General features: G+C 64.7%; 15 protein-coding genes and 3 rRNA genes. 9 read left to right on the plus strand and 9 right to left on the minus strand.

What is annotated here, in order from left to right; genetic code table 11:
• Positions 1 to 6: 6 nt before the first annotated feature.
• Positions 7 to 1,158, minus strand: coding sequence for a cell wall metabolism sensor histidine kinase WalK (locus tag B7495_RS03190; protein ID WP_088455301.1), 1,152 nt, complete (start codon positions 1,156 to 1,158; stop codon positions 7 to 9).
• Complete coding sequence (locus B7495_RS03195) at positions 1,155 to 1,916, minus strand: response regulator transcription factor (RefSeq protein ID WP_198414976.1); 762 nt, start codon at positions 1,914 to 1,916, stop codon at positions 1,155 to 1,157. The genes B7495_RS03190 and B7495_RS03195 overlap by 4 nt, the downstream gene beginning before the upstream one ends.
• Positions 1,917 to 2,025: 109 nt before the next feature.
• On the opposite strand from B7495_RS03195, the gene B7495_RS03200 reads away from it, so the two are divergent.
• From B7495_RS03200 to B7495_RS03210, 3 genes are read left to right on the plus strand one after another with little or no spacing between them, the layout of a single operon-like run.
• Positions 2,026 to 2,694 carry a glycosyltransferase family 2 protein gene (locus B7495_RS03200; protein ID WP_198414974.1) on the plus strand — a complete coding sequence of 223 codons (669 nt, stop codon included), beginning with the start codon at positions 2,026 to 2,028 and terminating at the stop codon, positions 2,692 to 2,694.
• Complete coding sequence (locus B7495_RS03205; RefSeq protein WP_088455302.1) at positions 2,691 to 3,332, plus strand: DUF2064 domain-containing protein; 642 nt, start codon at positions 2,691 to 2,693, stop codon at positions 3,330 to 3,332. The genes B7495_RS03200 and B7495_RS03205 overlap by 4 nt, the downstream gene beginning before the upstream one ends.
• A complete protein-coding gene (locus B7495_RS03210) occupies positions 3,329 to 4,021 on the plus strand; it encodes a bifunctional 2-polyprenyl-6-hydroxyphenol methylase/3-demethylubiquinol 3-O-methyltransferase UbiG (protein WP_088455303.1) in 693 nt (230 codons plus the stop codon). Before B7495_RS03205 ends, B7495_RS03210 begins: the two co-directional genes overlap by 4 nt.
• Here the strand turns inward: B7495_RS03210 and B7495_RS03215 are convergent.
• Both B7495_RS03215 and B7495_RS03220 read right to left on the minus strand, forming a co-directional pair.
• A complete protein-coding gene (locus B7495_RS03215) occupies positions 3,970 to 4,458 on the minus strand; it encodes a hypothetical protein (RefSeq protein WP_133160298.1) in 489 nt (162 codons plus the stop codon). The genes B7495_RS03210 and B7495_RS03215 overlap by 52 nt on opposite strands.
• Positions 4,455 to 5,693 carry a molybdopterin-dependent oxidoreductase gene (locus tag B7495_RS03220; protein WP_240632373.1) on the minus strand — a complete coding sequence of 413 codons (1,239 nt, stop codon included), beginning with the start codon at positions 5,691 to 5,693 and terminating at the stop codon, positions 4,455 to 4,457. Before B7495_RS03220 ends, B7495_RS03215 begins: the two co-directional genes overlap by 4 nt.
• Positions 5,694 to 5,816: 123 nt before the next feature.
• On the opposite strand from B7495_RS03220, the gene B7495_RS03225 reads away from it, so the two are divergent.
• Complete coding sequence (locus B7495_RS03225; RefSeq protein ID WP_134498829.1) at positions 5,817 to 7,220, plus strand: glycosyltransferase family 87 protein; 1,404 nt, start codon at positions 5,817 to 5,819, stop codon at positions 7,218 to 7,220.
• On the opposite strand, the gene B7495_RS03230 is transcribed toward B7495_RS03225, so the two are convergent.
• From B7495_RS03230 to B7495_RS03240, 3 genes are all read right to left on the minus strand, one after another.
• Entirely contained in the window at positions 7,208 to 8,791 is a 1,584-nt protein-coding gene (locus B7495_RS03230; protein WP_165787883.1) for a glycosyltransferase family 39 protein, read from the minus strand. The genes B7495_RS03225 and B7495_RS03230 overlap by 13 nt on opposite strands.
• 240 nt (positions 8,792 to 9,031) lie before the next feature.
• The gene (locus tag B7495_RS03235) at positions 9,032 to 9,718 is read right to left on the minus strand and encodes a hypothetical protein (RefSeq protein ID WP_088454968.1); all 687 of its coding nucleotides are present in this window, start codon (positions 9,716 to 9,718) and stop codon (positions 9,032 to 9,034) included.
• A 108-nt stretch (positions 9,719 to 9,826) separates the two neighbouring features.
• Positions 9,827 to 10,135 carry a hypothetical protein gene (locus tag B7495_RS03240; RefSeq protein ID WP_341476105.1) on the minus strand — a complete coding sequence of 103 codons (309 nt, stop codon included), beginning with the start codon at positions 10,133 to 10,135 and terminating at the stop codon, positions 9,827 to 9,829.
• Positions 10,136 to 10,362: 227 nt separating this feature from the next.
• Here B7495_RS03240 and B7495_RS03245 point away from each other — a divergent pair, with 227 nt between their 5' ends.
• The 4 genes from B7495_RS03245 (at position 10,363) to rrf (ending at position 16,535) form a co-directional block, all read left to right on the plus strand.
• The gene (locus B7495_RS03245; RefSeq protein ID WP_240632374.1) at positions 10,363 to 10,557 is read left to right on the plus strand and encodes a DUF3499 family protein; all 195 of its coding nucleotides are present in this window, start codon (positions 10,363 to 10,365) and stop codon (positions 10,555 to 10,557) included.
• A 617-nt stretch (positions 10,558 to 11,174) separates the two neighbouring features.
• Positions 11,175 to 12,695 (plus strand): 16S ribosomal RNA (locus B7495_RS03250).
• A gap of 466 nt (positions 12,696 to 13,161) precedes the next feature.
• Positions 13,162 to 16,289, plus strand: a 23S ribosomal RNA gene (locus B7495_RS03255).
• Positions 16,290 to 16,418: 129 nt separating this feature from the next.
• Positions 16,419 to 16,535: ribosomal RNA gene (rrf, locus tag B7495_RS03260) — 5S ribosomal RNA — on the plus strand.
• The 16S, 23S and 5S rRNA genes sit together here, the layout of an rRNA operon.
• Before the next feature lie 259 nt (positions 16,536 to 16,794).
• Here the strand turns inward: rrf and B7495_RS03265 are convergent.
• Entirely contained in the window at positions 16,795 to 17,649 is an 855-nt protein-coding gene (locus tag B7495_RS03265) for an RDD family protein (RefSeq protein ID WP_088455310.1), read from the minus strand.
• 17 nt (positions 17,650 to 17,666) lie between these two features.
• Here B7495_RS03265 and B7495_RS03270 point away from each other — a divergent pair, with 17 nt between their 5' ends.
• On the plus strand, positions 17,667 to 18,662 hold the full coding sequence (locus tag B7495_RS03270; protein WP_088455311.1) for a stage II sporulation protein M: 996 nt from the start codon (positions 17,667 to 17,669) through the stop codon (positions 18,660 to 18,662).
• Positions 18,663 to 18,672: 10 nt separating this feature from the next.
• On the opposite strand, the gene B7495_RS03275 is transcribed toward B7495_RS03270, so the two are convergent.
• Positions 18,673 to 19,980 carry a DUF58 domain-containing protein gene (locus B7495_RS03275; protein ID WP_088455312.1) on the minus strand — a complete coding sequence of 436 codons (1,308 nt, stop codon included), beginning with the start codon at positions 19,978 to 19,980 and terminating at the stop codon, positions 18,673 to 18,675.
• Positions 19,981 to 19,989 lie beyond the last annotated feature (9 nt).

Genomic DNA, 19,989 nt, shown 5'->3' on the forward strand with positions numbered 1-19,989 from the left:
CCGGGATCACGCCCCGGCAGGCCCGGGGTGCGGGGGAAGCAGCACGTCGAACCGGCATCCGCCCGGCGTGTTCTGCACGGTGACCTCGCCGTGGTGTGCCGCCACGATACCGTCCACGATGGCCAGGCCGAGTCCCGCGCGGCCCTGGCTCGCCGACTCGGCCTCAGGTGTGCGCGGTTCGGTGCCCCGCCAACCGGGCTCGAACACCCGCTCGAGGTCCGCAGGGTCGATGCCGCCGGCCGAATCCTGCACCGAGATGACGGCGCGCCCGTCGGTGTGTTCGGTGACCGACACCACGATGGTGCCGCCGGGCGCCGACTGTTGCACCGCGTTCATCACCAGGTTGCCGACGGCCCTGGCCAGCTCGCGCGGGTCGGCCAGGATCGTCAGGCCCATGGCGCCCTCGAAGCGCAGGTCAAGCGATTTTGCCCGCGCGACGGGACTGAGGTCGGCCACGGTGTCGCTGATCAGGTCGTAGAGCGCAACCCGCGCCAGGTTCAGCCGGAGGGTGCCCGACGTGATCCTGGACAGCTCGAAGAGGTCATCGACCATGCCGTTCAACCGGTCCACCTGGCCGCGGATCTGAACGTAGTAGCGGATGGGATCCTCGACCATGTCATCCTCCAGGGCCTCGGCCATCGCCCGGATGCCGGCCAACGGCGTGCGCAGGTCGTGGGATATCCACGCGACCAGCTCCCGACGGGCCGACTCGATCTTGCCCTCACGGTCCCTGGATTCCCGCAACCGTTCCCCGGTCGCGGTCAACTGCTCGGCCAGAGCCGCGAATTCGGTATTGCTGTGCCGCTCCGCGGACGTGACGGGCTCGCCCCGGCCCAGGCTCGCCGCCGCCAGAGTGAGGTGCCGGCTGTCCCGCGCGATCCACCGTCCCAACAGACCCGCCATCAGCAACGAGACGCTCCCCGCCACCCCGGCGACGAAGTAGAACACCGTCAGGTCGTGATCTGACACGTACATCAGCGACGCGGCCGCGGCCATCCCGCTGACCACCGACACGATCGTGGCCAGGGCCACCACCACCAGCTGCAACACGAGCGAGTATCTGGCGAGCAGGCGCAGGCTGATCAGCCCAAGGGTGCCCACGATGAGAGCGCAGGCCAGTGCGATGACGAGCACACTCACCAGCCCGGGAACCGTCATCGGAGGACTCCCGGGTCCAGATCGCCGGCCCGGCCGGCGGCCAGGGGCTCGGGGTCGAACCTGTAGCCGACCCCCCACACTGTTTTCAACAGCTGGGGACGGGTCGGGTCGGCCTCGATCTTCTCCCGCAACCGGCGCACGTGCACCGTCACGGTGGACAGGTCGCCGAAGTCCCAGCCCCAAACCGACTTGAGCAGCTCCTCCCGGCTCAGCGCCCGGTGCGGACGACCGATCAGATGCGCGAGCAAATCGAACTCCCTGGCCGTGAGCACCAGCGCGGCACCGTGCATCCGCACCTCGTGCGCCGCCAGGTCCAACGTGAACGGTCCCGCCTCGACGGTCCCGCCGCGGGCCGGTTCGGCGACAGTGCGGCGCAACACAGACTGCACGCGCAGCACGAGTTCGCGGGGTGAGAAAGGCTTGGCGAGGTAGTCGTCGGCGCCGGCCTCCAGCCCTTCGATCCGGTCCTCCTCTTGGTTGAGCGCGGTCAGCATGATCACGGGAATCGCCCAAGTGGTCTTGATGCGGCGGCAGACCTCGATGCCGTCCAGCAGGGGCAGCATTCGGTCCAGCACCACGAGGTCGGGGCGCTGGGCCTCGGCCTGGCGGAGGCCGAGGCGCCCGTCCGGTGCCCGATCCGCAACGAATCCTGCCGCCACCAGGTAGCGGCAGACGATTTCGGAGACCGTCGGGTCGTCATCGATGACCAGAATGCGGCGTTGAGTGTCGGGGGGCCCGGTCGTCGGCGAGGGGTTCACCCTTGAAGGATAGGCGCTCCGGCTCCGCGGCGGCTCTGCCACAGATATTTCCCCAGTCCGTAACGTTTGCTGCGGAGTGTCGGCACGCCCCCCGACCTAGGGTCGAGGGGTGAGCGAAAACCTGGTCGATGTCGTGATGCCGTGCCTGAACGAGGCGGGGGCGCTGCCCTGGCTGCTGGCCCGGCTGCCGGAGGGGTACCGGGCGATCGTTGTCGACAACGGCTCGACGGATGACTCGGCGCGCATCGCCGAGGCGGCCGGGGCCCTGGTCGTGACCGAGGCCCGTCGGGGGTTCGGTGCGGCCGCGCACGCCGGGCTGTTGCGGGCGACCGCTCCCATCGTGGCGTTCTGCGACGCCGACGCGTCGATGGATCCACGCGACCTGCCACTCGTGGTTGACCCGGTGCGAGCCGGCGAAGCCGATCTGGTGCTCGGCCGGCGCCGTCCGACGACAGCCGGATCGTGGCCCGTGCACGCCCGGATAGCCAATTCCACTCTTTCTTGGCGACTGCGCCGAACAACAGGTGTGAACATTTACGACTTGGGCCCGATGCGGGCCGCCCGGAGAGACGACCTGCTGTCCCTCGACCTTCAGGACCGGCGCAGCGGCTACCCGCTGGAGGTCTTCCTCAAGGCCGCCGCACGAGGTTGGCGCATCCGCGAGGTCGATACCCCGTACGCTCCCAGGGTCGGCCGCAGCAAGGTCACCGGCACAGTGCGCGGCACCCTCACGGCGATCACCGATATGTCGCGGCTCCTGAAGGAGGCCAGACGATGACCACCCTGATCGTCATAGCCAAGGAATGCCTGCCCGGCAAGGTGAAGACCCGGCTGCACCCGCCGCTCAGCCTCGAGCAGGCCGCGGAGCTGGCCTCCGCCAGTCTCAACGACACCCTCGCCGCTGTCGCCGCGCTGCCCGCCACACGTCGGGTGCTTGCGTTCGACGGTGCGGTGGCGCCCGCCGCCGCCGCCGGCTACGACATCCTGCCCCAGGTGGCCGGTGGCCTCGACGAACGCCTCGGCGCGATATTCGACGGCTGCACCGGACCTGCCGTGCTGATCGGCATGGACACCCCCCAGGTGACCGCCGACGTGCTCGCCCCGCTGTTCGAGGACTGGCCCGACGACGTCGACGCCTGGTTCGGCCCCGCCGCCGACGGTGGATTCTGGGCCCTCGGCCTGCGTCACCCCGACGGCGACCTGATCCGCGGCGTGCCGATGTCCCAGAGTGACACCGGCATGCACCAGCTCGCCCGGCTCCGAGCCGCGGGGCTTCGGGTGCGCCTGTTGCCGACCCTCACCGACGTGGATCACATCGAGGACGCCCACGTGGTGGCCGCTCTCGCCCCGCACAGCCGGTTCGCGCTTGCACTGGCCGGCTTCGGCGCACTCCAGCTGAGCGAGGTGACCCGATGACGCTCCTCGCCGGCCGCGCCGGTCTCGAGGCGGACCCCACGTTCGGCTCCGGCGGCACCGAACCATACGCTGCCGCACTGCGCGACGAATCCGCGGTGCTGTACCTGCGCAACACCGCGGCGCAGGCCCCGGCGGCGGCTCCGATGGATGCCGGCCGCTGGAGCGCGGGCGCCGACGCCACCGACCTCGACGTGCTGACCGGCGCCGCCGGGCCGGTGCTCGATATCGGCTGCGGCCCGGGCCGGATGGTTCGGGCGGCCATGGACCTGGGCTTGTCGGCCCTCGGTGTTGACGTATCCCCGACCGCGGTGCGCATTGCCACGGAGGCGGGCCTCACGGTGCTCAACAGTTCGGTCTTCGCCCCGATGCCGCTCGAGGGCGGCTGGGGCACGGCCTTGCTCCTGGACGGGAACATCGGCATCGGCGGCGACGCCGGGGCGCTGCTGGCCCGGTGCGCCGAACTTCTCGCCGCAGACGGCGCGCTCGTGGTCGAGGTCAGCCAGGATCCCGATCGCGACCATGCCTTCGAGGGCACCCTCGAAGACGCCCAGGGCCGCAGCAGTGGCGTGTTCCCGTGGGCCGAGATCGGTATCGTGCCGCTCCGGGCGCGCGCCGAAGAGGCGGGGTTCCGGGTGGATCAGGACTGGATCCGCGACGGCCGCTGGTTCGCCCGCCTGGTGCGCACGTAGAGCCATACGGAGATCAGGGCGCTGGCCACGGCGAGCGTGAGCCAGAACAGGCCCAGGTTCCGCGCGTAGTCCAACGGCAGGATGGTGGGGTTCTTGGGCCCCAGGCCTTGCGCGGCAATGGCCGGCAGCACGATGAGCGTCATCAGTGACCCGAGCACGATGGCGGCCTGAACGGTCACGATGATGGCGCCGGCCAGCCGGTGCCCGGCGCGCCGGGTGAGGACTCCGAGCCCGAAGACCAGAGGCGAGATCACGGCGTCGTGCAGCACGATGGCCGCGCCGATCCAGAGAGCGACTCCCGGCAGCCGCCGCAGAGCGACGGTGTCGACCATCAGGTACCCGCCGAAGGCGAGTCCGAGCGCGCCGACGACGACGAGAACCACTCGCGCCGCCCGCATCCGGCTCGATGGCAGGGCCGGGGATGATGTTGTCATCATGCGTCGATCGCCTCGATCCGGCTGAGCCACTTGGTCTGAAGAACGCCGGGCCGGCCCGGCGCGATCATGCGCGCCGGATAGCCGTGCTCGAGGTCGAGGATCTCGCCGTTCAACTCGAGGGCGACCAGGGTGAGCGGGTCACGCACGTACTCGCTGCCCATCTCGGTCTGTTTGAAGCCGCCGCGCTGCTCCAGGCTGATCAGCCTGAGGTCGGACTCGGGGGAGCCGCCGGCAGCGTCGACGAGGTCACGCAGGCGCACACCCCGCCAGGCGGCCATCTGGCTCCACCCCTCCACGCAGGCGATGGGCAGGTCGACATCGGTCTGCGGGAGTGCGGCCAGGTCGGCCCGACTGAACGAACGTTCGGTGTCGCCGACCGCCAGGGTGAGTACCCAGTCGGCCGACAGGGCCGCCGTGGCCACCTTGGCCTGCGCCGAAGTGCGGTTGACGGGCACGCCCTGCTGGCCGACGCCCTTCTTGCGCGGTCCGAACACGTTGACGGCGTCCAGCGGCGCGAAGGTCTGGCCGGCCGTGAGCCCGACGACGGCCGCGACGGCCAGCGCCACGGTGGCCAGGAACCCGCGGCGGCTGGTGCGGGCGGGGAGCTCCGGGGTGCTGTCGATGTAGGCGAGCACCCGTCCGGTGAGGCCGCGAGTGCGAGACAACCCCTCGTCATCGGCTGACGTTGCCTCGACGGTGTCGACGGGGTGGCGTTCTTCGGGTCCGGGAGCCGGTTCGGCTCGCCAGTGCGCCGCGATCAGCGGCAGTTTCACGCCGATGTGCACCAGAAGCGAGCCGACGATCACGAAGGCCAGCGCGAAGTGCACCTGCTTGAACGGGAACGGGAACGGGTACCACTGGTACGTGTTGAGCAGGCCGATCGTGATCTCCACCAGTGAGGCGCCCACGAAGAGCGCGATCGATGCCCGCTCGAGGAAGTTGGCGAACGAGGTGACCGGCGGGTACTGGAACAGTTGCGGGAAAACCACATAGAGCTTGGCCAGCAGCAGCGGGAAGCAGGCGATCCCGGCGATGATGTGGGTGCCCTGGCTGACCTGATAGAGGCCGACAGGTCGGGTGGGGAAGGTCATCCACGGCAGTGGCTGCTGCAGGAAATGGCTGTACAGGCCGGTGCCGAAGCAGAGCAGGAAGGCCAGTCCGAGGAGGCGGCCGATGACGGTGGCCATCCGCGGGTTTCGCACCGGAGAGGCGAGCTGGGCCCTAGCCTCGTACATCAATCGGCGCATAGTCCATTCCACCACCTCATCGACGCCGGGAGCCTCGGTAATCCTTACGGTTCAATGACGCCGCCACCAGCCCGTCGGGGCGCCCGTCGACGGGTGCGGGAGGATGGCTGGGTGCGTATTGCCATTGTCTCGGTCCTCTTGGCCGCCAGCGCTGCCCTCACGGCGGGTATCGTGCTGGCTTTCGACCTGTTCAGGCCGCACCGGGACACCGTGCCTCTGCTGCTGGGCACCGTTGTGCTCTGGCTGTTTTTCGCCGCGGCCTTGGTGGTCCTGCGGAGGGTGCGGGGCCGGGCCGTCGTGGTGCTCGTGCTCGCCGGATCCGTGTTGATCGGTGGGGCCGCGATGGTCGGCCCGCCGAACACCAGCACCGACTCCGCGCGCTACGCGTGGGACGGCATCGTGCAAAACGCCGGCATCTCGCCGTACGCCTATGTGCCCGCCGACGACAGACTCGACGAGCTGCGGCCGGACTGGCTGTTCCCGGCGCCGGTGTCCGGCGCCGGCGGGCCGGACTGCGTGGGCGAACGAATAGAGACCGTGGACCGGGGTGCCGGCCTGCCGCTCTGCTCGGCGCTGAACCGGACGACGGTGCCCACCATCTATCCGCCGGCCGCCGAAATCTATTTCGCCGCCGTTCGGGCCGTCGTCGGGGCGGACGCGGGCTATTGGCCGCTGCAGCTGACCGGTCTGCTGCTGAGCGTCGGCATCACCGGGATGCTGCTGGTCGGCATGCGCCGCCGCGGCATCGACCAGCGCTATGCGGCGGTGTGGGCCTGGTGCCCCCTGGTCGCGACCGAGGGCGTCACCAATTCGCACGTGGATCTGCTGGGGGTGGCCTTCGTCGTCGCCGCCGCGTTCTGGGTCAGCAGCGCGAAGTATGTCCGCGGCGGCATCCTCCTCGGGATGGCCATCGGGGTCAAGCTGATCCCGGCCATCGCCGCGCCTGCCATGCTCAAACGACAGGGCTGGAAGGTCGTCGTCGCGGCGATCGTGACCTTCGCGCTTCTGTATCTGCCGTATGTGCTGGCCACCGGCATCGGCGTGCTCGGTTACCTGCCCGGCTACCTCACCGAGGAGGGCTACGAGGACGGGTCCAGATTCGCGTTGGTCTCCCTGATCGCGCCGGGCGGATCGGCCATCGTCGTCGCGGCGATCCTGCTGGCCGGTCTGGCCGCGTTGACCATCTGGAAGACCGACCCCGAGCGTCCCTGGCTCGGCCAGCTCGTGATGATCGGCGGCACCCTTCTGGTGCTCAGCCCCCGGTACCCCTGGTACGCGCTGCTGCTGTTGCCGTTCATCGCGCTCAGCGGTCGGTGGGAGTGGTTGGCGATTCCGCTCGCCCTGACCGTGCGTCTGCTGGTGCCCACGCTCACGGTCAGCAGGGTCTCGCTGGGCATCGCGCTGGTGCTGATCGTGGTCGTGTCGGTGCGACGCGCCGGTCCGGGCGCGCTCGACCGGTGGCGGGGCGCGCTGACCCGCATCCCCGCCGCGCTCAGGAACGGTCAGCGCACGTAGCGCAGAACGTTGACGCCGGTCAGGCCCCATTCCTCGTCGAGGGCATAGCCGAGCGTGCCGAGCTTGGCGGTGACGCTCGGGCGCCAGTCCTGCTTGTCGCTCGTCACCAACCAGACCGCGTCGACGCCGTCGAACCGGTCGGTCACGGCATCCAGCGGGTACCGGGTCTCCCACAGCCCGCCGGTCTGGGCGGCCGGGGTTTTCAGCTTCACGTCGATCAGCCCCTCGAACGCATCCGGATACGAATACGCGATCACCCGGGTTGTCGCCGCCGGATGCTGGCGCACCGGCCCGTAGATGATGGCGGCAGTGTCGTCGGGACGCGCGGCCCGCTCTGTGCTGATGAGGTCGGCGACCTCGCTCCAGGACGAATTCTGCTTGGCCTCCGGCTGTCGCTGTGCGACGAACTGCGGAGCGGCCAGACCGGCCAATGCGACGAGGGCGGTGACGATCAGCCAGCGGCGCCGCAGCAGGTCGAGCGCCACCCCGATCAGGATGGCCACCGCCGGCGCGCTGAACGTGAGGTAGCGAGGGGAGTACAGCGGCGTCGCCATCGCCGACGCGACGATGACCCCGAGTGTGGGCACGACCAGCCACGGTACCGCGATCGCCAGTAGCGACGGATTTCGGGACTGCTCCCGCGACAGCGCGAAACCGGTGGCCCTGGTCCGGCGGGCCGCGACGACCAGGGCGACGACGCCGACAACCATCAGGGCCCAACCCGCCACCGCGAACGGCCGGTTCAGGTAGAACCACTGGGTGACGAAGACGCCGTTCCAACTGCCCCAGCTGATCGGGGCGATCCAGCTCACCTGGCCGGACTGCCCTACCACGGCCAGGGCAAACGGCACCAAGAGCGCCCCGGCGGCGAGCGAGGCGACGATCCAGCCGAACAGCGATGCGCGGGCGGCCCGGTTCCGCCGCCGGCCGGCCCACACCGTCCACAGCGCGGTCAGCCCGTGGGCGCCGACCAGGAAGGCGAGGTAGATGAAGGTGACGGTGGAGACAACGGCGACCGCGCCGTAGAGCGTCCACCAGAGCACGCGGATGCGCCGCGGCGCCGGCCCGCGGCGCCACGCGGCGAGGAAGATCAGGGTCAGCGCCACCGCGAGTGCGGCGGTCAGCGCATACGACCGGCCCTCGGCGCCCATCCATGTCACCCTGGGCAGCAGACAGAAGGCGACGCCGGCGAGTATCGCGGCGCGACGGCCGGCCCGAGAGCGAACCAGAATGACCGTCAGCGCGGCAGCGACCCCGACGCAGACGGCGCTCGGCAGGCGCAGCGCGAACGGCGAGTAGCCCACGAGGTCGAGCCAGAGGTGCATTCCGGCGTAGTACAGACCGTGCACGGCATCGATGCTCACCAGCATCCGGCCCAGCTCCGGCCAGCTACGCATGGTGGCGGAAACCGTCGCCGCTTCGTCGAACCAGAGAGAGGGCTGCCACGACCAGGCCAGCGTCAGCAGGGTGCCGAACAGCCCGACGAGCAGGGCGTCACGCCCCGACGAGCGGACCGGGATGCGCATGGTACGAATCGGTGCGCGGCGAAGTGTTGTGGTGGGGGCGGTCATGGTCGAGCGTTCTCCCATTCGTACCCAGTCATGTCGGTCGGCGGCCGATGCGACCCCCTGTCGAGGGTAGGCGACTTTTCCCGGGAATCTACCCGGAGGCACATATCGTCGTGTAGCCCCTCAGAGCCCCGTTCACGGGTACGGCCCGCTTTCGCGGTCTGGGCACGGGGTGCGTGGTGCTTGTGGCGCGAAAAAACGGCCGAGCTGGTGCTCGGCCGTTTTTCGTGTGGTGCGGGGGTGTTACTTGGTGTTGACGGTGATGGTGGCGATGCCGACGAGGAGCTGGTCGGCGACGGCGTCGGTGTTGAACGTGGTGTTCAGCAGGGCGGCGGCGTCGGCGCTGATGTGCACGGTGGTGCCGGTGAGGATGGCGTTGTCGCCGTCCATCTTGAGGGGTTCGAGGGTTCCGCCGTAGAGGTCGAAGAGCTTGACCTGGGTGGCGGCGGATTCGCCGTTGGCGGTGACGTCACCGAAGAGTTCGGAGGTGCCGGGGTCGATGGTGAAGTTGGTCAGTTCGACGACGGTCTCGCCGGCGGTGAGGGAGAAGCCGCTTCCCTCGTGTTCGATGTTGCCCTGGACGTAGGGGCGGTAGTCCTCGGCCGGGTCGTAGTAGTCCACGTTGCCGCCGGTGATGGGGAAGTGCAGGCTGCCTTCTTCGAGGGTGGCGGTGCCGACGGTGCCGGGGGTCAGGCCCAGGCTGGTGAGGGCGGCGGCGAAGTCGGCGTCCAGGAGCACGGAGGTGTCGACACCGGTGAGGGTGGGGATGGAGGCGACCGGGGTGGGGGTGGCTTCGGCGGAGCTGCTGGAGGACGAGGAGCTGGACGACGACGTCGACGCGGTGCCCTCGTCGGTGGTGCAGGCGGCGAGGCCGGCGACGAGCAGGCCTGCGGTGGTGAGGCCGAGTGCGGTCTTGGTGAAGCTGCGCATGATGAAGTCCTTTGCTGTGGAGTGTGGGGGCTTGCTTGGTATGCAGGTGGTTCGTCCCCACGTCAGAAAAGGTTTGGTCCTCGTGGCGTTCGCGTGCGGGATGCGGCCCTAGAAGTGGCGGAATCGATCCGGCGCGAGATCCCAGGGGTCCTTGCCGAGGAGTTCGGCGACCCCGCGGAAGACGCAGCTCTCGATCACCATGCGCTGATGGAACTCGTCATTGCGGTGCAGTCCGCTCAGCCGCTGGATCGGCAGCCGGAAGAAGGTGATGCGACGCTCACGGGCATCCACCGCGTAACGCGCCACCCCGACGCCGGGAATCACGTTGAGCGGCCCTGCGGCCACCTCGAAGGACACATCGGCGAGTTCGGCCGGCCACACCATGCGCAAGTAGTCGACCGTCGACGCGATGGTCATGTCGAAAGTGTCCACCCGCGTACGCAGGGGAGGAAGGAAAGGTCCGGTGGCAGAACTGCGGATGCCACGGCCGTGTCGGTCCCGGCCCCGACCGCGCGAGGTCGGTGCTTGCACGGTTGTGCGGCGTGAACGAGGCATACCCCCAGTCTACTTCCGGGGCATCGGCGGTACCCTGAATCACCATGTCAGTCAGAGCGTGTTCAAGAATCTCCTGCAACGATGAGGCCGTGGCGACTCTCACGTTCTCCTATGCCGACTCGATGGCTGTCCTGGGACCGCTCGCCGGCACCCACGAGCCACACACCTATGACCTCTGTGAACGGCACGCGCGTGTGACCACCCCGCCTCAGGGTTGGCAGCTGATCAGGCATCGAATCGTGTCGATCGCGGATGCCCAACGCGGCGTTCAGCCCTCGCCCTAGTCGTCTCTCGGACACCCGCTGTCGGCGCGCCATATGGGGCAAACCACCCCGACACGCCCGGGTGTCAGATCCAATTTGCGGCCCCTCCGGAATCCCCGTAATGTCATCTCTCGTCACCCCACAGGTTCGGAAAAGCCGCAGAGCTTCCGGCCTCAAGCGGGACCAACTCCCAGTCAAAACAACCCACATCGTTTCGGTGTGGCTCTTCGTTTTGGCCAGGAATCAGCTCTTCGCAAGATCCCTCGGATCGAACGAACGGAGCGTTTTCAGGCACTAGTTTGCCGGAAACACGCCGCTCAGTCGATTTGACACGGATTCGAACGGAGGCTAAGGTAGTCAAGTTGCCCCGGAGCGACAGCCAATCACATGGCCTGAAGTCGGGTGCGTCCGATCCTTGAGAACTCAACAGCGTGCACAATGTCAAATGCCAAAAACCTCGGTCGTAGGGTCCCTTTCTAGGGGATACCGCGAAAGAGATTCCTTTGGAAAACATTTAAACAACAAAGCAAGTCAGTAATGATTTGTTCTGTCAGTTTCAAACTTGCTGATTGTTCGCCTATTCCGGTGGCTTTCGGCACTAGATGTGCCCATCACTTCGGTGGTGAGGCTATTAAACATTTACGGAGAGTTTGATCCTGGCTCAGGACGAACGCTGGCGGCGTGCTTAACACATGCAAGTCGAACGGTGAAGAGGAGCTTGCTCCTTGGATCAGTGGCGAACGGGTGAGTAACACGTGAGTAACCTGCCCTTGACTCTGGGATAAGCACTGGAAACGGTGTCTAATACCGGATACGAACTTCAGCCGCATGGCTAGGAGTTGGAAAGAATTTCGGTCAAGGATGGACTCGCGGCCTATCAGCTAGTTGGTGAGGTAATGGCTCACCAAGGCGACGACGGGTAGCCGGCCTGAGAGGGTGACCGGCCACACTGGGACTGAGACACGGCCCAGACTCCTACGGGAGGCAGCAGTGGGGAATATTGCACAATGGGCGCAAGCCTGATGCAGCAACGCCGCGTGAGGGACGACGGCCTTCGGGTTGTAAACCTCTTTTAGTAGGGAAGAAGCGAAAGTGACGGTACCTGCAGAAAAAGCACCGGCTAACTACGTGCCAGCAGCCGCGGTAATACGTAGGGTGCAAGCGTTGTCCGGAATTATTGGGCGTAAAGAGCTCGTAGGCGGTTTGTCGCGTCTGCTGTGAAAACCCGAGGCTCAACCTCGGGCCTGCAGTGGGTACGGGCAGACTAGAGTGCGGTAGGGGAGATTGGAATTCCTGGTGTAGCGGTGGAATGCGCAGATATCAGGAGGAACACCAATGGCGAAGGCAGATCTCTGGGCCGTAACTGACGCTGAGGAGCGAAAGCATGGGGAGCGAACAGGATTAGATACCCTGGTAGTCCATGCCGTAAACGTTGGGAACTAGATGTGGGGACCATTCCACGGTCTCCGTGTCGCAGCTAACGCATTAAGTTCCCCGCCTGGGGAGTACGGCCGCAAGGCTAAAACTCAAAGGAATTGACGGGGGCCCGCACAAGCGGCGGAGCATGCGGATTAATTCGATGCAACGCGAAGAACCTTACCAAGGCTTGACATATAGAGGAAACGGCTGGAAACAGTCGCCCCGCAAGGTCTCTATACAGGTGGTGCATGGTTGTCGTCAGCTCGTGTCGTGAGATGTTGGGTTAAGTCCCGCAACGAGCGCAACCCTCGTCCTATGTTGCCAGCACGTAATGGTGGGAACTCATGGGATACTGCCGGGGTCAACTCGGAGGAAGGTGGGGATGACGTCAAATCATCATGCCCCTTATGTCTTGGGCTTCACGCATGCTACAATGGCCGGTACAAAGGGCTGCAATACCGCAAGGTGGAGCGAATCCCAAAAAGCCGGTCTCAGTTCGGATTGAGGTCTGCAACTCGACCTCATGAAGTCGGAGTCGCTAGTAATCGCAGATCAGCAACGCTGCGGTGAATACGTTCCCGGGCCTTGTACACACCGCCCGTCAAGTCATGAAAGTCGGTAACACCCGAAGCCAGTGGCCAAACCCGCAAGGGATGGAGCTGTCGAAGGTGGGATCGGTGATTAGGACTAAGTCGTAACAAGGTAGCCGTACCGGAAGGTGCGGCTGGATCACCTCCTTTCTAAGGAGCACAGCAGTGCCGTCTGTATACAGCGGAGTAACACTGCCAAGTCATACGAAGACGAATGTTCTTCGATGGCGCTCATGGGTGGAACATTGACATTGATGCAGAGCCAATCGGTTCGATCTCAGTACTTCACCTCGGTGAATGGAAAGGGTTGGGTCAGGCGGGTTTGCATATGCACGCTGTTGGGTCCTGAGGGACCGGAACACGAATCACTTTCGAGTGGTGAGTGGACTTTTCCTCTGGACCTTTTTCGGTCAGCAGTCGAGCTTCAGTGATGGAGCCGCTGGTCGTAAGGGGTACCGCCCGTACTTTGAGAACTACACAGTGGACGCGAGCATCTTAAATTTGAACCCTTCGGGGTCAAATTACAAAGATCAACACACTTTTCGAAGTGTGTGATCATTGGTCAATTTCGGTCGCGAATTTATTCGCGGCACTTAATCGATTCAAACTCATGTGATTTCAAATTTTCAAGAGCAAACGGTGAATGCCTTGGCATGTAGAGCCGAAGAAGGACGTAGTAATCTGCGATAAGCCTCGGGGAGTTGATAAACGAACTGTGATCCGAGGATGTCCGAATGGGGAAACCCCGCCAGGCCCGCAAGGTGACCTGGTGACTCCCGCCTGAATATATAGGGCGGGTAGAGGGAACGTGGGGAAGTGAAACATCTCAGTACCCACAGGAAGAGAAAACAATAGTGATTCCGTTAGTAGTGGCGAGCGAACCCGGAAGAGGCTAAACCGATCATGTGTGATAGCCGGCAGGCGTTGCATGGTCGGGGTTGCGGGACTTTTCTGCTGATTCTGCCGAACAGTGAGCGTTACAAAGGAATATAGACGAACAGGATTGAAAGCCTGGTCATAGAGGGTGCGAACCCCGTAGTCGAAATGTTCCAATGGCGCGAAGAGTATCCCAAGTAGCACGGGGCCCGAGAAATCCCGTGTGAATCTGTCAGGACCACCTGATAAGCCTAAATACTCCTACATGACCGATAGTGAACAAGTACCGTGAGGGAAAGGTGAAAAGTACCCCGGGAGGGGAGTGAAATAGTACCTGAAACCGTTTGCTTACAAACCGTTGGAGCACCCTTTGTTGGTGTGACAGCGTGCCTTTTGAAGAATGAGCCTGCGAGTTAGTGATATGTGGCGAGCTTAACCCGAGAGGGGAATGCGTAGCGAAAGCGAGTCTGAATAGGGCGATTCAGTCGCATGTCCTAGACCCGAAGCGAAGTGATCTATCCATGGCCAGGTTGAAGCGACGGTAAGACGTCGTGGAGGACCGAACCCACTTCAGTTGAAAATGGAGGGGATGAGCTGTGGATAGGGGTGAAAGGCCAATCAAACTTCGTGATAGCTGGTTCTCTCCGAAATGCATTTAGGTGCAGCGTTGCGTGTTTCTTGCCGGAGGTAGAGCTACTGGATAGCCGATGGGCCCTAAAAGGTTACTGACGTTAGCCAAACTCCGAATGCCGGTAAGTGAGAGCGCAGCAGTGAGACGGTGGGGGATAAGCTTCATCGTCGAGAGGGAAACAACCCAGACCACCATCTAAGGTCCCAAAGCGCGTGCTAAGTGGGAAAGGATGTGGAGTTGCATAGACAACCAGGAGGTTGGCTTAGAAGCAGCCACCCTTGAAAGAGTGCGTAATAGCTCACTGGTCAAGTGATTCCGCGCCGACAATGTAACGGGGCTCAAGCACGCCACCGAAGTTGTGGCATTGATATTTTTGGTAAGCCGCACCCTTGTGGTGTTGGTTCAGCCGTGTTGATGGGTAGGAGAGCGTCGTGTGGCCAGCGAAGCGGCGGTGTAAACCAGCCGTGGAGGCTACACGAGTGAGAATGCAGGCATGAGTAGCGAAAGACGGGTGAGAAACCCGTCCTCCGAAAGATCAAGGTTTCCAGGGCCAGGCTAATCCGCCCTGGGTAAGTCGGGACCTAAGGCGAGGCCGACAGGCGTAGTCGATGGACAACGGGTTTATATTCCCGTACTGATGAAAAACCGTCCAAGCTAATCCAGTAATGCTAAGCATCTGAATCCTCTAGATGGATCCCTTCGGGGTGAAGCGTGAGGCCTAGCGTGCGACCCTATGCTGGTGCGGTTAGCGTATTAACAGGTGTGACGCAGGAAGGTAGCTGAGCCGGGCGATGGTTGTCCCGGTCTAAGGATGTAGGGCGAACGATAGGCAAATCCGTCGTTCATTAAGCCTGAGACCCGATGGGTAGCCCGTAAGGGCGAAATCAGTGATCCTATGCTGCCAAGAAAAGCATCGACGCGAGGTTTTAGTCACCCGTACCCCAAACCGACTCAGGTGATCAGGTAGAGAATACTAAGGAGATCGAGAGAATCGTGGTTAAGGAACTCGGCAAAATGCCCCCGTAACTTCGGGAGAAGGGGGGCCTGAGGCGTGAAGGGATTTACTCCTGGAGCGTTCGAAGGCCGCAGAGACCAGTGGGAAGCGACTGTTTACTAAAAACACAGGTCCGTGCCAAGTCGCAAGACGATGTATACGGACTGACGCCTGCCCGGTGCTGGAAGGTTAAGAGGAACGGTTAGCCGCAAGGCGAAGCTGAGAATTTAAGCCCCAGTAAACGGCGGTGGTAACTATAACCATCCTAAGGTAGCGAAATTCCTTGTCGGGTAAGTTCCGACCTGCACGAATGGCGTAACGACTTCCCAGCTGTCTCAACCGCGAACTCGGCGAAATTGCATTACGAGTAAAGATGCTCGTTACGCGCAGCAGGACGGAAAGACCCCGTGACCTTTACTACAGCTTGGTATTGGTGTTCGGTGTGGCTTGTGTAGGATAGGTGGGAGACTTTGAAGCTTGGACGCTAGTTCAGGTGGAGTCATCGTTGAAATACCACTCTGGTCATATTGGATACCTAACTTCGAACCGTGATCCGGTTCAGGGACAGTGCCTGGTGGGTAGTTTAACTGGGGCGGTTGCCTCCTAAAAAGTAACGGAGGCGCCCAAAGGTTCCCTCAACCTGGTTGGCAATCAGGTGTCGAGTGTAAGTGCACAAGGGAGCTTGACTGTAAGACTGACAAGTCGAGCAGGGACGAAAGTCGGGACTAGTGATCCGGCAGTGGCTTGTGGAAGCGCTGTCGCTCAACGGATAAAAGGTACCTCGGGGATAACAGGCTGATCTTGCCCAAGAGTCCATATCGACGGCATGGTTTGGCACCTCGATGTCGGCTCGTCGCATCCTGGGGCTGGAGTAGGTCCCAAGGGTTGGGCTGTTCGCCCATTAAAGCGGTACGCGAGCTGGGTTTAGAACGTCGTGAGACAGTTCGGTCCCTATCCGCTGCGCGCGCAGGAAATTTGAGAAGATCTATCCCTAGTACGAGAGGACCGGGATGGACGAACCTCTGGTGTGTCAGTTGTTCCGCCAGGAGCACCGCTGATTAGCTACGTTCGGAACGGATAACCGCTGAAAGCATCTAAGCGGGAAGCCGGCTTCGAGATGAGATTTCCATCCCTTAGGGGGAGAGGCTCGCAGCTAGACTACTGCGTTGATAGGCCGGATGTGGAAGAGAGGACTAAAGACTCTTGGAGCTGACCGGTACTAATAAGCCGATAATTTGATAACACTCAGTTTGAAGAAGCTGCTATGCGTCCACTATGTGGTTCTCGATGTACGGTCGAGAACAACGCTCACACCACAGCGTGTGAGCTCTATAACTAAAAAATATAGGTTCGATTCACCATCACCAGGTGTTTCGGCGGCTATAGCAAGAGGGAAACGCCCGGTCACATTCCGAACCCGGAAGCTAAGACTCTTTGCGCCGATGGTACTGCAGGGGGGACCCTGTGGGAGAGTAGGACACCGCCGGACTTAACTTAGAAACACACAGAAAAGCCACCCCACCCGGGGTGGCTTTTCTACGTTTAACCCCACCCTCCCCGGTCGAGCCCCTCACGAGCCCCAGAGCCGGCCTCACCGGATCTCGACAGGCTCGACCGACGGACGGTCACGACCCTGCGGCCGGCTCACCGGATCTCGACAGGCTCGACCGACGAGGACGGTCACGACCCGCAGGGCGGCTCACCAGGGCTCGACAGCCACAGCTCGCGGGCGAAGGGGAGAGGAGGGGTTAGCGCTCGGGGAAGTCGTGCGGGCGGCCGGTGAGGACCGGAGAGAGCTTCTCAAGCCGGCCGCGCTCGAGCAGATGGCCGTTGTACTCGCGGTTACGCCGTACTTCTGCCACGCCGATGAGAAGATACTCCGGCGGTACCGCCGGGAGGGGCGACACGAACGGCGCCACCTCCGCGGCGAGGCCCTCCGCCAGCCGCACCCGGGTGTCGGGGGAGAGCTGGTGGGCCTGCCGCAGGAACTGCGCCACCCGGCGAGACAGTCGATCGGGCAGGCGGGCGACGTCCACCGTCGCGGCCCAGGACGCCAGGACCGGCGGCAGCACAAAGGTGGGTTCACTGAACCGCGGCACCCTCTCGTGTTGGCTGTAGGTGCCGGCCAGGAGGTCGCCGAATCGTTTGGAACGGGAGTTGAGCAGGGCGCAGGTGACCGCGAGTCCGCCGAAGGTGAGGAAGATCTCGATCACGCCCATCAGCGCCCGAATGAAGGAATGCCGCAGCCCGGTGGCGCCGCCGTCATCCCGCACGATGCGCGCGCCGACCGCCCAGCGGCCCAATGACCGTCCGTGCGAGAGGGTCTCGACCAGCATCGGCACGATCAGCAGCGAGAAGACCAGGCCCGAGATGGCCAGCGCCTGGGCCAAAGCCTCGTCGATTCCGTCGCCGAACAAACTCGAAACCACCAGCGCCATGAGCAGGAAGAAGCCGACGTAGGCCACCCAATCGATCATCGTTCCCGCACCTCGCAGGATCACGCTCGCCGGGCGAACATCGAGGGCAACGGCCTCACCGGTCACCAGCTCGTGCTCGATCAGGGAATCTTCACCGTGATCGGCTGCTTTCCAGGGCTCCGCCATGTCTACTATTGAATCAGATGGATCTTGACGCGTATTCAGCGGCGCACCGCGCCGAATGGGACCGCCTGGCCGTACTCGGCCGCCGGCGGCAACTCAGCGGTGCCCAGTCCGACGAACTGATCCAGGCCTATCAGGCCGGCGCCACCCAGCTCTCGGTCATCAAGACCGCCGCCGGTTCGACGATGCAGGGCGACAGGCTCTCGGTGCTCCTGTCCAGGGCCCGGCTGCGCTTCACGGGCGCGGGCACCAATGTGCTCTCGCAGTTGCCGCGGTTCTTCCTCACCCAGCTACCGGCCGCGCTGTACAGGTTGCGCTGGCTCACCCTGGCGGTGGCCGTGGTGACGTTTGTCGTCGCGGGCCTCTACGCGGTCTGGGCCACCAACAACCCCGACGTGCTGGCCAACTTCGGGTCTCCCGCCGAGCTGGAGCAACTCGCGAACCAGAGCTTCGTCTCCTACTACTCTGAGAACCCCGCGGCGTCCTTCGCCGGACGGGTGTGGACCAACAATGCCTGGATCGCGGCGCAGTGTGTCGCGTTCGGCATCCTGGGCGTCTACGTGCCGTACATCGTCCTGCAGAATGCCCAGAACCTCGGCGTCACCGCGGCGGTGATGTTCGCCTACGACGAGGGCGACACGTTCTTTCTCTACATCGCCCCGCACGGCTTGCTGGAACTGACCGCGATCTTCGTGGCGGCAGCAGCGGGCCTTCGCATCTTCTGGGCCTGGATCGCGCCGGGTGCCCGCACCCGCGGTCAGGCCCTGGCCGAGGATGCCCGCGCGCTGTTCACGGTGGCGATCGGACTGGTTTTTGTGCTGCTGGTGTCCGGCATCATCGAGGGCTTTGTGACCCCGGCGCCATGGCCGTGGCCGGTGAAGATCGGCATCGGCGCTGCGGCCCTGCTGGCCTTTCTCGCCTACATGCTGGTGCTCGGCGGGCGCGCCGTGCGCGCGGGCGAGACCGGTGACCTGGCCGAGTTTGAGGCCGGCAGCGCCCGAGTCTTCGCCGGCTGAGCGTCGCCGACTAGAGCCGGCCCGCCGCCTTGAGGGCGATGTAGCGGTCGGCCAGGGCCGGCGGCAGCTCGTCGGGGGCGCCGGTGACCACGTCTGCGCCGAGCTGCCGCACAGCCGCGGCCACCCGAGTGGCGTCCAGCAAAGTGCGTTCCGCCGACGCGGCCCTGTACACGTCTTCGCGGGTCCCTCGGCTGCGGGTCAGACCGGCGACCGACGGGTCCGTCACCGATGCCACCAGCACGGTGTGCCGCGAGGTGAGTTGACCGAGCACCGATAGCAGCCCCGTCGACGCGCCGGGGGCATCCATCGGGGTGAGCAACACCACCAGCGCATGCTGGCCGGTGATGCCACGGATCTGGCCGGGAAGGGCCGTCCAGTCCATCTCGATGAGCTCGGGTTCGATCAGCGCCATGCCGTCCACCATGCGGCTGAGCAGTTCGGCTCCCGACGCGCCCTGCACCCGGGCCCGCACCCGGCGGTCCCAGGCCAGGAAGTCCACCCTGTCACCGGCCCTGGACGCCAGTGCGGCCAGAAGCAGCGCCGCCTCGAAGGCGGTGTCCAGCCGTGGTTCGTCGGCGACCCGGGCGGCGGAGGTGCGGCCGGTGTCGATGACGATCACAATGCGTCGGTCACGTTCGGGCCGCCAGGTGCGCACCACGACGTCGTTGCGGCGCGCGGTGGCACGCCAGTCGATGGACCTCACGTCGTCGCCGCGCACGTATTCGCGCAGGGAGTCGAACTCGGTACCCTGGCCGCGCACGAGCACGCTGGTGCGTCCGTCGAGCTCCTTGAGCCGGCTGATCCGGCTCGGCAGGTGTTTGCGGGAGTGGAAGGGCGGCAGCACCCTGATCTGGGCGGGCGCGATGAGGGTGGCCTGCCTGGCCCAGAGGCTCAGCGGGCCCATCGAGCGCACCGTCACGTGGGACGCGGTGCGTTCTCCGCGCCGGGTGGGCACGAGAGTCAGCTCGACGAGGCGTCGTTCCCCGGCCGGCAACGTCACAGCCGTGCGGTTGTTGCCCGCGCCTGCCGACGGCTGCCACCCGTCGCGGACGATGCCGCGAAGCCGGCGGGGACCATCGTTGCGCAGATAGAGCTCGCTGGTCACCTCCTCACCCAGGCGCACCCTGGACGGCAACACCCGGTCCAGGGTCAGCCGCCGCGGCGACGCGGCGAGGGCCAGGTCGATGATCCCGAGTGTCAGGGCGAGCAGCAGCCAGCCGGCCAGGACCGCCAGTGCCCGCGCGGACGTGTCGCCGAGCAGCACGATGGGCACGACGCCGAGGGCGACGAGGAGGACGAAGCGGCCGGTCAGTGTCATCGGATGCGT

It is taken from the genome of Cryobacterium sp. LW097, assembly GCF_002205495.2.
Taxonomy (GTDB): Bacteria; Actinomycetota; Actinomycetes; order Actinomycetales; family Microbacteriaceae; genus Cryobacterium; species Cryobacterium zongtaii.